We start from the raw sequence: 13,261 nt of genomic DNA, 5'->3' as shown, positions 1-13,261 counted from the left end.
GAGATCCTGACGCCGCTGGCGCAGAATAGAATCACGATTTTTCAGTTGGTTGATAACCCAATGATTGAAAATAATGAATTTGATGTTGCGGACCTGCGCCGTGAATACACCCGGGGTGGCCTGCGTCGCAACGATCTGACCGCCAATCCGCTGGAGCTGTTCGAAAAGTGGCTTAAACAGGCCTGCGACGCTCGTTTGGCCGATCCGACTGCCATGTGTGTGGCAACCGTGGATGAAAATGGTCAACCCTATCAGCGTATTGTTTTGCTTAAGCATGTGGATGAAAAAGGGTTGGTGTTCTACACCAACCTGGGCAGCCGCAAAGCACAGCAATTGGCGAATAACCCGCATATCAGTCTGCTGTTCCCGTGGCACATGCTTGACCGCCAGGTGATTTTCCTCGGTAAGGCGGAGCGGCTTTCCACTTTAGAAGTAATGAAATACTTCGCCAGTCGCCCGAAAGACAGCCAGATCGGCGCTTGGGTGTCGCAGCAGTCATCGCGCATTTCCGCGCGTGGGGTGCTGGAAAGCAAATTCCTCGAGCTTAAGCAAAAATTCCAACAGGGCGAAGTCCCGCTGCCGAGTTTCTGGGGCGGATTCCGGGTCAAGTTCGACTCCGTCGAGTTCTGGCAGGGCGGTGCCAACCGCCTGCACGACCGTTTCCTCTACCAACGGGACGGGAATGACTGGAAAATTGACCGACTGGCGCCCTGAAGACCGAAAATCCCCCTTAAGCGCTGGCACTGATGTCGCCGGCGCTTTATTCTATGCGGTATTCTGAATTTTATATTTCGCCAGTGGGCGAAAGGTCGTGTACCGACAAAGGTGCATTCGTTTATACATGGAGTCATTGATGGCAAGCAGCAACTTGATTAAACAACTGCAAGAGCGGGGCCTCGTTGCCCAGGTTACGGATGAGGAAGCGTTAGCAGAGCGACTGGCGCAAGGGCCAATTGCACTGTATTGCGGTTTCGATCCGACCGCTGACAGCTTGCATTTGGGCCATCTGGTTCCTCTGTTGTGCCTGAAGCGTTTCCAGCTTGCCGGCCACAAACCGGTCGCGCTGGTGGGGGGCGCCACGGGGCTTATCGGCGATCCGAGCTTCAAAGCGGCTGAACGTAAGCTGAACACCACCGATACAGTGAACGAGTGGGTAGAAAAAATCCGCAAACAGGTTTCTCCGTTCCTGGATTTCGACTGTGGCAACAACAGCGCGGTAGCAGCCAACAACTACGACTGGTTCGGCGGCATGAACGTGCTGACCTTCCTGCGTGATATCGGCAAACACTTCTCCGTCAACCAGATGATCAACAAGGAAGCGGTGAAGCAGCGTTTGAACCGTGACGATTCCGGTATCTCGTTCACCGAGTTCTCCTACAATCTGCTGCAGGGCTTCGACTTCGCCGAGCTCTACAACCGTCATCAGGTTGAGCTGCAGATCGGCGGCTCCGACCAGTGGGGCAACATCACCTCAGGTATCGATCTGACCCGCCGCATGCATCAGCAGCAGGTGTTCGGCCTGACCGTGCCTTTGATCACCAAAGCCGACGGCACCAAATTCGGCAAAACCGAAGGTGGCGCAGTCTGGTTGGCACCTGAAAAAACCAGCCCGTACAAGTTCTACCAATTCTGGATCAACACCGCCGACGCCGACGTGTACCGCTTCCTGAAATTCTTCACCTTTATGGATCTGGCCGAAATCAACGCGCTGGAAGAAGAAGACAAGAACAGCGGCAAGGCACCGCGTGCCCAGTATGTGTTGGCAGAAGAAGTGACCGGCATGGTGCATGGTGCGGAAGGTTTGGCTGCGGCCAAACGTATCACCCAGAGCCTGTTCTCCGGTGCACTGCACGACATGACTGAAGCTGACTTCGCTCAGTTGGCGCAGGACGGTATGCCGACCATCAAGCTCGATGGCGACGCCGATCTGCAACAGGCGCTGGTGAATGCCGAGCTGGTACCTTCACGCGGCCAGGCTCGCACCATGATTGGCTCCAATGCAGTGACCATCAACGGCGAGAAGCAGTCTAACGCCGAATACACCTTCAGCGACGCCGATCGCCTGTTCGGTCGTTATACGCTGCTGCGTCGCGGCAAAAAACATTACTGCCTGGTAGATTGGCAGTAAACGAAATTGCAGCAAAGGGGCCCTCAGCGGCCCCTTTATTTTTAAGGCATCAGAGCAAATTTTTGATGAAAAACATTCTTTCTATTCAGTCTCATGTGGTGTTTGGCCACGCGGGCAACAGTGCGGCAGAATTTCCGATGCGCCGCATGGGCGTTAACGTCTGGTCGTTGAACACCGTCCAGTTCTCCAATCACACCCAGTACGGCAAGTGGACCGGTTGCGTGATGCCGGCCAGCCACCTGACGGAAATTGCCCAGGGTATTGCGGATATCGATCAACTCAAGCATTGCGATGCCGTGCTGAGCGGTTATATCGGTTCGCCGGAGCAGGGTAGCCATATTCTTGAGATCGTGCGTCAGGTCAAACAGGCCAATCCGCACGCCTGGTATTTTTGCGATCCGGTCATGGGTCACCCTGAAAAAGGCTGCATCGTGGCACCGGGTGTGGCGGAGTTTCATTGTCAGCAGGCATTGCCGTGCAGCGACATGATTGCGCCAAACCTGCTGGAGCTGGAGTTGTTGAGCCAGCGCACCGTCGCGAATGTTGATCAAGCGGTAAGCGCTGCGCGTGAGCTAATTGCCAAGGGGCCGAAAGTGGTGCTGGTCAAGCACCTGAGCCGTGCCGGTTACCATCCGGACTGTTTCGAAATGCTGTTGGTTACGGCGGATGAAGCCTGGCACATCAGTCGTCCGCTGGTGGATTTTGGCAGCCGCCAACCGGTAGGCGTGGGCGATCTGACCAGCGGCCTGTTGCTGGTTAATCTGCTTAAGGGTAAGGCGCTTGATAAGGCGCTGGAGCACGTGACGGCGGCGGTTTATGAAGTGATGCTGACAACTCAGGCAATGGGACAGTACGAACTACAGGTGGTGGCGGCTCAGGATCGTATCGTGCAGCCAGACTGTGATTTTAAAGCGGTAAAGCTGTAATTAAGCTGACGCTGTGCCCCGGCGGATTATCGCGCCGGGGCCAGGAAATTATTTCAATCCTTCCGCGTTCAAGGTGGCATCTACTGCCGGCCGTGCGGCCACGCGATCAAAATAGGCCGATAGGTTGGCGTGCTTTTTGAGATCAAACTGCATGGCGATAGCCCAGCGCAGAACGGTAAACAAATAGGCATCTGCCACACTAAACCGGTTCCCCAGCAAGAAATGTTGCTTCGCCAGCACTGAATCCAGATAGCTGAACTGCTTCTCCAGTTTTTCCCGCGTGAAGGCTTTGTATTCTTCAGGCGTTTTCGGGTTAAACAGCGGGCTGAAACCCTTGTGCAGTTCGGTAGCAATATAGTTAAGCCACTCAATTGCATGGTAGCGCGACAGCGTGCCCGCTGCGGGGATCAGACCGCGATCCGGCACGCGATCGGCCAGGTATTGCACAATCGCGACGCCTTCGGTCAGCAGACTGCCGTCATCCAACAGCAGCGCAGGCACTTGTCCTTTCGGGTTGATGGTCAGATAGTCGGCACCGCTTTCCGTTTTCTTCAGCGCCAGATCGACCTTTTCCGCCGTGAAATCCAGGCCCGCCTCACGCAGTACAATGTGTGGAGACAGAGAACAGGCACCGGCTTTATAGAACAGTTTCATCGAAAGCTCCTTGATAATGATGAGTGACAGGCATGCTTAACTTCTGATCCTAGCTCTATAACGCCAAAATTACAGCGGGTTAAACGACAAATTTAACTTATCAACGCGGCTTCGGGCTGCAACTGCGCCAGGGTGACGGCAATTTGCTGTTGCAATGCCTGCGGCGCGATTTGCATGGGCGAACGCAGCTCGTTACGGATCAGACCCTGCTGCGCCAATGCAGCTTTGACCGGGGCTGGGTTCGGGAAGCTGAACATTTGCTGGATCATCGGCAGCAGGCCATAGAAGTTAGAGCGGGCGGCAACCAAATCGCCGTCGGCGACCTGCTGCACCAATTGCACAAAACGCTGCGGCTGAATATGCGCGGAAGCAGAAATCGCCCCGGTGCCGCCCAGGCACAGCGTCGTCAGGATCAGGTTATCTTCCCCGGTCAGTACGTCGATTTCACCGTCGTTAATCAGCGCCATGGTGGTGTCCGGATTACCGCCGCAGTCCTTGATGGCTTTCACCTGCGGATGGCGTGCAATCTGGCGCAGGGTTGTCAGCTCCATCACCACGCCGGTGCGTTGCGGAATGTTGTACAGGATCACCGGCACGCTTGAGGCGTCGGCCAACTGGGTGAAATAGTCCACCAGACCGCATTGCGACGGGCGAATGTAGTAGGGCGCGGGGATCAGCACGCCGGCGACGTCGCGCAGCTGGATCGCCTGTTGCATTTGCAATGTGTCGACCAGGTTATTGCCGGCCAGCCCCATCACCACCTGATGGGCTGGCGTCACGGCCAGCACGGCATCGAGCACCGCCAGCTGTTCTTCCTTGCTTAACGCGGCAGCCTCACCGGTGGTACCGCAAACCACCAACCCATCGACGCCAGAGGCGATCAGGTGTTGGGCCAGCCGTTGGGTGGCGGGCAGGTCAACGGCGTTGTGATTAAATGGGGTCACCAGCGCAACCCAGATACCGGAAAATGAGGCCATAGTAATTTCCTTCAATGCGAACAATAAGAAGCCAGATGAGATAACAAGAGGGGAAACGAGTCGTACACCGCCCAGTCAGCTCATCTGACGGGACAGCGCGCCCCGATCAAATGAGCGTCTGTTTCTTCGAGTAAACTGCCACCAAACCTTCAAGCGGCAATGCCGATATTTGCGCAGCGTCATTGTGGTTGAGGTGAGTCATGGCGGTCTCTTGAAAAGGGGTAATGCGATGATAATGAATATTCTGCATGATGCTGTCAATTTGCAACAGGTTGATAACACGGTTATTCATGATGAAACCGCGCTGATGAGTTTGGCTAATAAGCCGGGAAAAGGAAAACCCCGCCTTGGCGGGGCGAAATTGATTAGCGGGGACGGCGTGCGCCGTTGATCGAAGCCGACCAACTGAACGTTTCCCCGGTGGGTTGAACGCGATTGGCTTTGCGTTCGGCCCGGGTGGCTTTTTCAATTTTCTCGCGGGCGGCAGTGATGCGAGCCACCACCTCATCCTTGATCTTGTTATTCTCGCCATTGGTCAAGGCGCGCCCGAGGCTTTTACGTGCCTTGTCCAACTCGGTTTTTACTTCACGTTGCTCGCTTTCCGTCATGTCTTTCAGCGTCAGTTTTTTCATTTTTGCAGCCTGGTCAGTGAAGTTGGCATCCAGTGTACAGCAATTAGCGGTGTGAAGATGCTGCTGCCGTAACGGAAATGCCAGTTTGCAGGGCGCTGGCGCGTTACATCTCTTCCAGCAGTTCGCTGAGGAAACGCCGCATGCGTTCGGTACGTTCCAGCGCCATTTTCTTGCCGGTGGCGGTTTGGAAACCTTCCTGCAGTTTGAATAACTTGGTTTCGAAGTGATCCAGGGAAAAACGCTTGTCGTCATATTGGCGCTGTTCCGCCAGCGGATCGGCGGCATCGTACAGCGCGCTGCGCATGCGTCCACCAATATAGAAACAACGCGCTACGCCAATCATGCCGATAGCGTCCAGACGGTCTGCGTCCTGAATGATTTTTGCCTCCAGGCTCTCCGGGGTAATGGCTGCGGAGAAGCTGTGGGCCTCGATGGCATGGGCGGTTTCGGCAATGTCCTGCGGCTCCCAGCCCAGCTGTTTGAGCATCAGGGCGCCTTTCTCTGCCGCCATGCGCGAGGCCAGATGGCGCTGTGGCGAGTTTTTTTCCACTGCCACACAGTCATGCAACAGCACGGCCGCACACAGGATGCGACGGTTGCCCCCTTCTTGTTGGCTGATTTTGCGGGTGTTTTTCCACACGCGATGCAGATGTGCCACGTCATGAGAGCCATCATCGGAATCGAGCGTCAGCGGCAACAACGCCTGAGCCAGTTCCTGATGGGGGGCGAAAGGCTGCAGCAAGGCTTGCGCCAGAGGTGAAGAATGCACGTGTTTTGTTCCTTGTGGTCGGAAAACCTCAATCATAACCCCCTTTGATGCGGCGGTGATGACAGCGCAATGTTCTAATTGTTTACTACAATGCAACAGACTATTGCCGCAATCGCGGTTTTTATACCGGAATAAGCAACTTACAATGACGCCATTCCGGTCATCTCCGCTTGGTGTAAACCTGTGTCTGCGGGGTATGGCCGGAATATCCTGCAGACGCCACCGGAGAAAGATCATGCCTACGAATCTTGAAATTGTACGCGCCACCTATGAGGGCGGTAGTGCCGAAGAGAATGGCCGCAATCTGCTGGCAGCGCTGGCGCCAGATGCCGAGTGGACCGAAGCGGCGGGGTTTCCTTATGCCGGCACCTATATCGGCCCGCAGGCGATATTCAAAAATGTTCACCAGCGTTTGGGGACGGAATGGCAGGGCTATCGCGCCGATGTCGACCACTTCTATGATGCCGGCGAAACCGTGATTGCGCAGGGGTTCTACCATGGCACCTACGCGGCCACCGGAAAGTCCTTCACCGCATCCTTTGCGCATATTTACCAGCTGCGTGCGGGAAAAATCGTTAAGTTCGTGCAAATCGTCGACAGCGCAAAAGTGCTGGAAGCAATGCAGGACTAAAGGCCGCTGTGCTTGCCAAATTTGCGATCGTACTCCCGCCGATAACCGCGCGCTTTGTTGCGATCGCGGATCCACAAATATCCGCACACCAGCGCAACGGCGCCTGAAAAAGTAATGTTGCGCATATCCCGGTCATAAAAAAATACCAGTATGGCGTCCAGCGCCGCGATAAAGGCAATCCACTTATACATATGGGATTGCCGACGCGTGGCGGCGTTGAGGCGCTTTAACTGTCTGGCTTCGTGCATAACCGGCTTTTGCTGCATTAACGTCTCGGCGGTAATAAAGTTCCTAGCTGTAAATTAGCAGAATAGTCCCAATGGCGGCAAAGGGTAACGCACGCGATGCCTACGGGCACCTTACGTTCACAGCGCCAGAACGGCTTCGATCTCAACGCTGACCTGTGGCGAGAACAAGGCGCTGACCGCGACCAGTGAGCAGGCCGGAAGTGCGCCGTCGCAATAGTCAAACAGCACCGGCCGGATGGCCGGTAAATCGCCGATATCGGTTAGAAACACGGTTATTTTAATCAGCGCTTTGAGGTTCGTGCCCTCTGTGGCGGCGATGGTTGCCAGTTGCTCCAGAATCGCCTGTGTCTGTTGCTGGGTCGTTTGCCCCTGAGCCTCGGTGGCAAATGCCGTCAGGCCGGAAACATACAGCGTATCCCCGTGGCGTACGGCATGGACATAGGGCCCCCCCGGCGTAGGCAGATGCGGATAATTAATGCGCTTTAATGATGTCATGGTAAAAACCCCGAGAGATAAATTAAAAAAGTAAACAAACTTGGTTAGGATAGTGCGATGAACATCGGAAGTACGCTGCGATATATTGATTTTTAATAATATCACTACCATTCATTTATAACTGTGAAGGACGTTTCAGGGTAATGAATTCGGCCTTAATTCCTTACATGCAACGCTGGCAGTTACAGCCCGACGGCCAGGCGTTTGAAACTCACAGCAGCCTGCTGATGCCCGTTCGCTATCAGGGTGCCGCCGCCATGTTGAAGATAGCCCGCGAACAGGAAGAAAAGTTCGGCGGTTTATTGATGTGCTGGTGGCAGGGCGAAGGTGCTGCGCGGGTGCTGGCCTGGCATGAGGATGGGATCTTGCTGGAGCGTGCGCAAGGCAGCCGCTCGTTGCCGCAAATGGTGCGCGATGGCGACGATCGTCAGGCGACGGAAATTCTTTGCCAGGTTGTTGCCCGCCTGCATGCACCACGTGCCGAACCCTTACCGGAACTCATTCCTTTGCACCAATGGTTTAACTCACTGTGGCCGGCGGCGCAGGCGCACGGTGGCATGCTGCGCCTCAGCGCCAGGGTGGCCGCAGAATTGCTGACCAGCCCGCGTGAACAGACCGTGTTACACGGGGATATACATCATGACAACGTGCTGGATTTCGGTGAGCGTGGCTGGCTGGTGATCGACCCTAAACGCCTTTATGGCGAACGCGCGTTCGACTACGCCAACATTTTCTGCAACCCCAACTACGGTATTGCTACTGACCCAGACATTTTTCAGCGGCGAGTCGTGCAGATCTGCCAACTGGCCGGGCTGGAACGCCAGCGTCTGCTGCAGTGGATCCTTGCCTGGGCAGGGCTGTCCGCCGCCTGGTTCATGGAGGACGGCGAAGCGGCGGATATCGATTTCCGTGTCGCCGAGCAGGCGGCGCTCGCACTGGGCCTGTCGTTACCGGAAGGGGATTCAGGGTTCATCCTGCCAATAATCGAGCGACGCTGAAGGCCGCTGTAAATAGCGTACCATTTCACCATTTTGGTCCACGGCCATCGCCTGAAATTTGCCTGAGTCAGGATATTCCACCAGTTCGGGCTGCTCGCGGGTGCTGACAGACAGATATTTCAGCGGCGCATCCGACGTGTTGATGATCTGATGTGGGTATTCCGGGCCCGGCGGAATGAAAATAACGTCCCCGCTTTTGATCGGCAGCTGCTCCCCGGCAACCCGTAAGGTGCCGATCCCCTCCAGCACGATGAACATCTCCTCCTGCGCATAGTGGAAGTGATAAGGGCATGAACGCATGCCCGGGGCTACCACGTCGATAGAAGCCCCCAGTTTTTTGGCTGCGGTACCGGTGCCCAAACGGGCGCCAATGCTGTCATACAGCGGTGGACGGCTGTCGTGTGATTTCTCAACCTGGTCGAAATTACGGATCAGACGCTGGGCTAACAGCGTGGCATGCTCATTCATAAACATCCTCGTGACAATGTCACTTAGTGATTGGCGATGGCAGTAGAAAAACCGTCCATGGTTCCCCATCAGTTAAGCAGAAGATCGCTAAAGGGGGAACATTGACGGAGGGACTAAAGCACCTTTCAACCTGCGGACTTAATTCTCGCTGCGGTTCGCGCGGTGTGGCAGTGAAAGGATGATATGAGCGATAGCCCCCCCAATAATCCCCCAAAATGCCGAGCCGACGCCGAGCAGCGTCACGCCGGACGCGGTGATCAGGAAAGCGATCAGCGCGGCATCACGTTGCTTTTCATCTTGCAATGCGCGTTGCAGACTCCCGGCAATGGTGCCCAGCAGCGCCAGCCCGGCAATGGTGTGGATCAAGGCGGCGGGCAATGCGCTGAACAACATGCCGATAACGCCGCCGAAGGCACCGGCCAGCAGGTAAAATACCCCGGCGGCAGCGGCGGCCATATAGCGGCGCTGCGGATGCGGATGCACGTCAGGCCCCATGCAGATCGCGGCGGTAATAGCGGCGATACAAACCGAAAACCCGCCGAACGGCGCCAGCAAAAGTGCGGTCAGCGCCGTCCAGCTAATCAACGGCGAGGTGGGGACGCTGTAGCCGGCGGCCTTGAGGGTGGCGATGCCGGGGGCATTTTGTGACACCATAGTGACCACGAAGAAAGGCACACCAATCCCTAACAGCGTAGACGCACTAAAGTGTGGCGCAATAAACTCCGGCATGGCGAACGCCAACGGTTGCTGCGCAAGATGGATGTTACCCTGCAGCGCCGCAATCGCCAGGCCGGTCAACAAGGTCAGGACAATCGCGTAGCGGGCCAGATAACGGCGAGTTATCAAGTACACCAGCCCCATTCCCGCGCTCAGCACGAAATTCACCTGTAGCGAAGCGAAGGCATCCAGGCCAAAGCGCAGCAGGATCCCCGCCAGCATCGCCGCCGAAATTGCCTGCGGGATGTAATCCATCAACCGGGCAAACAGCCCGGTCACGCCGCACAGCAGGATCAGCCCGGAGGCAAAGATGAAAACGCCAATCGCTTCGTTGAGTGGGGTTCCTGGCAGACTGGTGACCAGCAGCGCGGCGCCGGGCGTCGACCAGGCGGTCAGGATCGGCGTGCGGTAATACAGCGACAGTCCGAGGGAGGTGATGCCCATCCCCAGCCCCAACATGGTCAGCCAGCCGCCAATCTGCATTGGCGTCGCACCGGCGGCCGCGGCCGCCTGAAAGATAATGGCGGCAGAACTGGTGTAACCGACCAATACCGCAACGAACCCGGCCATCACGGCGGGCAGGGACAGATGACGCAAAGAGAGGGCTGGGCGCATGGCTGACTCCGGCAACGGTTGTGCGTTATAACGCACAGTGAAGCGGCAGCATAGCACCGTGCGTTATAGCGCACAAGTGGCTATAATCAGCCGAAAAGCAAGGGAGAAAAACATGCAGGAATTGTCCGGTCATCTGGCACAAACGCTTCGTTCTTTGCGCGTGCAGCGCGGTTGGAGCCTGAATCAGGCGGCGGAAAATACCGGCGTCAGCAAGGCCATGCTGGGGCAGATCGAACGCGGAGAATCCAGCCCAACGGTGGCAACGCTGTGGAAAATTGCTACCGGGTTTAACGTGGCGTTCTCTGCGTTTCTCGAGATCTCACCGCTACAACAGCAGGCCACGCTGCACCGCTATGGCGATGCGCCAGTGTTTAATCAATACAACGCCGATATGCGTGTCGTCCCGTTGTTTCCCTTCGATCGCCAACTGGGGTTCGACATGTTTGTCATCGATCTGGCTCCAGGGGCGCTCAGCGAGTCTTCTGCACATGAGCCGGGAGTGATCGAGCATGTGATTGTCATCAGCGGCGAGCTGGAGCTGGCCGTCGACGGGCAGTGGTATCACCTGAGCAGCGGCGAGGCGATGCGCTTTCAGGCCGATCGGCCACATGCTTACCGCAATGCCAGCCAACAGACGGTACGCATTCACGATCTGATCCATTACCCTAAATTTTGATTCAACGGCGTGGGCGCAGGCTTTGACTCTGCGCCGCCAAACGCCTACCTTGTTGAAAATGAGTCTTATTAACTTTCAAAGGGAGATTGAACTTGCCAGTCACCAACCGACGCCAGTTTATTAAACTCAGCGCACAAACCGCAGGAGCCGTATTCGCGATGACTTCATTACCCAACAGTATCCGCCTGGCGATGGCGGCAGACGGGGGCACCAGCGCCGCCGACCAATTCTTGTGGCTGGAAGAGCTGCAGGGCAAAGCCGCGCAGGCATGGATCAAGCAGGAAAACCAACGTACCACCGCGCGTTTTGCCCAGGGCGAAGGTTTTCGTCAGGTGGAAAAGCAGGTGCTGGCCATTCTGAATAAAGAGAGCCAAATTCCGTGGGTCACCAAGCGGGGTGAGTACTATTACAACTTTTGGCAGGATCAAGCCAATCCACGCGGCCTGTGGCGACGGACCACCTTGCAGGAATATCGCAAGGATCAACCGAACTGGGAAACGGTGCTGGATATTGACGCGTTGGGCAAGGCCGAAGGCAAAGATTGGGTGTTCCATGGCTCGCAGTCGCTGGCTCCCGAATACCGCTATTGCCTGCTGGAGCTGTCGCCGGACGGCGGTGACGCCACCGAAATCCGTGAGTTCGATCTGGTGACCAAGCAGTTTGTTAAAGACGGCTTTGTGCTGCCGGTGGCGAAAAGTCAGGCCTCGTGGATTGATAAGGATACGCTGTTTGTCGCCACGGATTTTGGCGCGGGATCCATGACTCAATCAGGTTATGCGCGCATTGCCAAACGCTGGCGGCGCGGCACGCCGTTGAGCGCGGCTCAAACGCTGTATGAAGCGCAACCGCAGGATATGGTGGTGTATGCCTATCATGACCATACGCCAGGCTTTGAGCGAAACTACGTGGGCCGCAGCCTGGATTTCTATCGCCGCGAAACCTATCTGCTGACCGCACAAGATCAGAAAATCAAAATTGATATTCCCGCCGACGCCGAGTTCAGCACCCACCGCGAGTGGCTATTGGTTAAGCCGAGCAGCGACTGGCAGGTGGGGGAGACGCGTTATCCTTCCGGTGCATTATTGGCGACCCATTTTGACGATTATCTGGCCGGCAAGCGTGAATTTACGGTGTTATTCACCCCGACCGCGCAGGTGGCGTTAAGTGGCTACAGCGCCACGCGCGATCACCTGATCCTCAGCATCATGGACAACGTGGTAAACCGGTTGGAAGTGCTGACGCCGCAAGAGAATGGCTGGCAGCGCAAGCCGCTGGGCAAACCGGGGGCAATCAGCACCCTGTCCGCCGGCGGCATTGATGAAGAGACCAACGATTACTTCCTGACTCTCAGCGGCTTCCTGCAGCCGACCTCTTTGTACATGGGCAATCTGGACGGCGGGGAGCCGGAACTGCTTAAGCAAGGGCCGCAGGATTTTGACGCCAGTGGTTATCAGGTCAGCCAGCATTTCGCTACGTCAAAAGACGGTACGCGGGTGCCGTATTTCCAAATATCGGCCAAGGACATCAAACTGGACGGCAGCAACCCTACGCTGCTGTACGGTTATGGCGGGTTTGAGGTGTCGCTCACGCCGGGTTACATGGGAGCCAAGGCGCCGGCCTGGCTGGAGCGTGGAGGGGTGTACGTCGTGGCCAATATTCGCGGCGGTGGTGAGTATGGTCCAGCCTGGCATCAGGCGGCGCTTAAGCAAAACCGTCATCGTGCCTATGAGGACTTTGCCGCAGTGGCGGAGGATCTGATTGTGCGAAAAGTGACATCGTCACAACATCTGGGAGCCCGCGGCGGCAGTAACGGCGGCTTACTGGTAGGCAACATGCTGACGCTGTACCCGCAGCTGTTCGGTTGCATCGTCTGTGAAGTGCCGTTGCTGGATATGCAACGTTATACCCAGCTTTCCGCCGGGGCTTCATGGATTGCCGAATACGGCGACCCGAGCAAAGCGGAAGAGTGGGCATACATCAAGACGTTCTCGCCGTATCACAACATCAAAGCCGATGTACCTTATCCGCCGGTGCTGTTTTACACCGCCACCAGTGATGACCGGGTCAACCCGTCGCACGCGCGTAAAATGGCGGCGCGGATGCAGCAGATGGGCTACCAGCAGGCCTATTTCTATGAGAATACCGAGGGGGGGCACAGTGCGGCGGCAGACAAGCAACAGGCCGCTTTCCACGGTGCGTTGGTCAGCGAGTTCATGTGGACTAACCTGAGCGCTAAACCGAAGGTCTGAATCTCGCAGGACGAGAGATAAAAAAAGCCGGGGCAAATGATTGCCCCGGCTTTTTATTGCGATGAAAACCTCGCCGGC

At 56.4% G+C, this 13,261-nt stretch carries 16 protein-coding genes; 7 read left to right on the top strand and 9 right to left on the bottom strand.

The genetic code is table 11. The annotated features are described in order from the left end of the window. Nucleotides 1-60: 60 nt before the first annotated feature. The 3 genes from pdxH to pdxY all read left to right on the top strand — a co-directional run bounded on the left by pdxH (nt 61) and on the right by pdxY (nt 3,054). Nucleotides 61-714, top strand: a complete 654-nt coding sequence (gene pdxH / locus AC1RKC_RS02540) for a pyridoxamine 5'-phosphate oxidase (RefSeq protein ID WP_020826693.1) — start codon at nt 61-63, stop codon at nt 712-714. 139 nt (nt 715-853) lie between these two features. Further along, a complete protein-coding gene (gene tyrS / locus AC1RKC_RS02535; protein ID WP_020826694.1) occupies nt 854-2,128 on the top strand; it encodes a tyrosine--tRNA ligase in 1,275 nt (424 codons plus the stop codon). 65 nt (nt 2,129-2,193) lie between these two features. After that, a complete protein-coding gene (gene pdxY / locus AC1RKC_RS02530; protein ID WP_020826695.1) occupies nt 2,194-3,054 on the top strand; it encodes a pyridoxal kinase PdxY in 861 nt (286 codons plus the stop codon). Between the two features lie 48 nt (nt 3,055-3,102). On the opposite strand, the gene gstA is transcribed toward pdxY, so the two are convergent. From gstA to AC1RKC_RS02505, 5 genes are all read right to left on the bottom strand, one after another. After that, nucleotides 3,103-3,708: a glutathione transferase GstA gene (gene gstA / locus AC1RKC_RS02525; protein WP_129940478.1), complete on the bottom strand. Its 606-nt coding sequence runs from the start codon at nt 3,706-3,708 to the stop codon at nt 3,103-3,105. 92 nt (nt 3,709-3,800) lie between these two features. Further along, a complete protein-coding gene (gene dapA, locus AC1RKC_RS02520) occupies nt 3,801-4,685 on the bottom strand; it encodes a 4-hydroxy-tetrahydrodipicolinate synthase (protein WP_493092153.1) in 885 nt (294 codons plus the stop codon). A gap of 106 nt (nt 4,686-4,791) precedes the next feature. Beyond that, entirely contained in the window at nt 4,792-4,977 is a 186-nt protein-coding gene (locus AC1RKC_RS02515; RefSeq protein ID WP_020826698.1) for a hypothetical protein, read from the bottom strand. A gap of 73 nt (nt 4,978-5,050) precedes the next feature. Continuing rightward, nucleotides 5,051-5,317, bottom strand: a complete 267-nt coding sequence (locus tag AC1RKC_RS02510) for a YjbD family protein (RefSeq protein ID WP_020826699.1) — start codon at nt 5,315-5,317, stop codon at nt 5,051-5,053. 103 nt (nt 5,318-5,420) lie between these two features. Beyond that, nucleotides 5,421-6,122: an HD domain-containing protein gene (locus AC1RKC_RS02505; protein WP_261107579.1), complete on the bottom strand. Its 702-nt coding sequence runs from the start codon at nt 6,120-6,122 to the stop codon at nt 5,421-5,423. 199 nt (nt 6,123-6,321) lie between these two features. On the opposite strand from AC1RKC_RS02505, the gene AC1RKC_RS02500 reads away from it, so the two are divergent. Further along, nucleotides 6,322-6,717, top strand: coding sequence for a nuclear transport factor 2 family protein (locus tag AC1RKC_RS02500; protein ID WP_046373681.1), 396 nt, complete (start codon nt 6,322-6,324; stop codon nt 6,715-6,717). Here AC1RKC_RS02500 and AC1RKC_RS02495 read toward each other — a convergent pair. After that, nucleotides 6,714-6,983 carry a hypothetical protein gene (locus AC1RKC_RS02495; RefSeq protein WP_044550680.1) on the bottom strand — a complete coding sequence of 90 codons (270 nt, stop codon included), beginning with the start codon at nt 6,981-6,983 and terminating at the stop codon, nt 6,714-6,716. The two genes, AC1RKC_RS02500 and AC1RKC_RS02495, sit on opposite strands and share 4 nt — an antisense overlap. 99 nt (nt 6,984-7,082) lie before the next feature. Beyond that, on the bottom strand, nt 7,083-7,460 hold the full coding sequence (locus tag AC1RKC_RS02490) for a RidA family protein (protein ID WP_129982937.1): 378 nt from the start codon (nt 7,458-7,460) through the stop codon (nt 7,083-7,085). Nucleotides 7,461-7,603: 143 nt separating this feature from the next. Here AC1RKC_RS02490 and AC1RKC_RS02485 point away from each other — a divergent pair, with 143 nt between their 5' ends. Next, nucleotides 7,604-8,458: an aminoglycoside phosphotransferase family protein gene (locus AC1RKC_RS02485; protein ID WP_020826704.1), complete on the top strand. Its 855-nt coding sequence runs from the start codon at nt 7,604-7,606 to the stop codon at nt 8,456-8,458. Here AC1RKC_RS02485 and AC1RKC_RS02480 read toward each other — a convergent pair. Together AC1RKC_RS02480 and AC1RKC_RS02475 are read right to left on the bottom strand one after the other, a co-directional pair. Beyond that, on the bottom strand, nt 8,423-8,926 hold the full coding sequence (locus tag AC1RKC_RS02480; RefSeq protein WP_260628808.1) for a cupin domain-containing protein: 504 nt from the start codon (nt 8,924-8,926) through the stop codon (nt 8,423-8,425). The two genes, AC1RKC_RS02485 and AC1RKC_RS02480, sit on opposite strands and share 36 nt — an antisense overlap. Before the next feature lie 138 nt (nt 8,927-9,064). Then, on the bottom strand, nt 9,065-10,258 hold the full coding sequence (locus tag AC1RKC_RS02475; RefSeq protein ID WP_260628807.1) for a benzoate/H(+) symporter BenE family transporter: 1,194 nt from the start codon (nt 10,256-10,258) through the stop codon (nt 9,065-9,067). A 112-nt stretch (nt 10,259-10,370) separates the two neighbouring features. Between AC1RKC_RS02475 and AC1RKC_RS02470 the strand changes: the two genes are divergently transcribed. Both AC1RKC_RS02470 and AC1RKC_RS02465 read left to right on the top strand, forming a co-directional pair. Then, complete coding sequence (locus AC1RKC_RS02470) at nt 10,371-10,934, top strand: helix-turn-helix domain-containing protein (RefSeq protein ID WP_020826707.1); 564 nt, start codon at nt 10,371-10,373, stop codon at nt 10,932-10,934. A 158-nt stretch (nt 10,935-11,092) separates the two neighbouring features. Then, complete coding sequence (locus AC1RKC_RS02465) at nt 11,093-13,183, top strand: prolyl oligopeptidase family serine peptidase (protein WP_261156994.1); 2,091 nt, start codon at nt 11,093-11,095, stop codon at nt 13,181-13,183. Nucleotides 13,184-13,261: the final 78 nt, after the last annotated feature.

This window comes from Serratia sp. GW822-FHT06E05, assembly GCF_058799445.1.
Note: the sequence above shows the minus strand (reverse complement) of the source record. Positions and strands in the feature narration are given on the sequence as shown.

Coding starts and splice junctions, on each gene's coding strand:
- AC1RKC_RS02505 (WP_261107579.1), bottom strand. CDS start 6,122: ATGATTGAGGTTTTCCGACCACAAGGAACAAAACACGTGCATTCTTCA.
- AC1RKC_RS02475 (WP_260628807.1), bottom strand. CDS start 10,258: ATGCGCCCAGCCCTCTCTTTGCGTCATCTGTCCCTGCCCGCCGTGATG.
- pdxH (WP_020826693.1), top strand. CDS start 61: ATGATTGAAAATAATGAATTTGATGTTGCGGACCTGCGCCGTGAATAC.
- dapA (WP_493092153.1), bottom strand. CDS start 4,685: ATGGCCTCATTTTCCGGTATCTGGGTTGCGCTGGTGACCCCATTTAAT.
- AC1RKC_RS02485 (WP_020826704.1), top strand. CDS start 7,604: ATGAATTCGGCCTTAATTCCTTACATGCAACGCTGGCAGTTACAGCCC.
- pdxY (WP_020826695.1), top strand. CDS start 2,194: ATGAAAAACATTCTTTCTATTCAGTCTCATGTGGTGTTTGGCCACGCG.
- AC1RKC_RS02480 (WP_260628808.1), bottom strand. CDS start 8,926: ATGAATGAGCATGCCACGCTGTTAGCCCAGCGTCTGATCCGTAATTTC.
- tyrS (WP_020826694.1), top strand. CDS start 854: ATGGCAAGCAGCAACTTGATTAAACAACTGCAAGAGCGGGGCCTCGTT.
- AC1RKC_RS02515 (WP_020826698.1), bottom strand. CDS start 4,977: ATGAATAACCGTGTTATCAACCTGTTGCAAATTGACAGCATCATGCAG.
- gstA (WP_129940478.1), bottom strand. CDS start 3,708: ATGAAACTGTTCTATAAAGCCGGTGCCTGTTCTCTGTCTCCACACATT.
- AC1RKC_RS02500 (WP_046373681.1), top strand. CDS start 6,322: ATGCCTACGAATCTTGAAATTGTACGCGCCACCTATGAGGGCGGTAGT.
- AC1RKC_RS02495 (WP_044550680.1), bottom strand. CDS start 6,983: ATGCAGCAAAAGCCGGTTATGCACGAAGCCAGACAGTTAAAGCGCCTC.
- AC1RKC_RS02510 (WP_020826699.1), bottom strand. CDS start 5,317: ATGAAAAAACTGACGCTGAAAGACATGACGGAAAGCGAGCAACGTGAA.
- AC1RKC_RS02470 (WP_020826707.1), top strand. CDS start 10,371: ATGCAGGAATTGTCCGGTCATCTGGCACAAACGCTTCGTTCTTTGCGC.
- AC1RKC_RS02490 (WP_129982937.1), bottom strand. CDS start 7,460: ATGACATCATTAAAGCGCATTAATTATCCGCATCTGCCTACGCCGGGG.
- AC1RKC_RS02465 (WP_261156994.1), top strand. CDS start 11,093: ATGACTTCATTACCCAACAGTATCCGCCTGGCGATGGCGGCAGACGGG.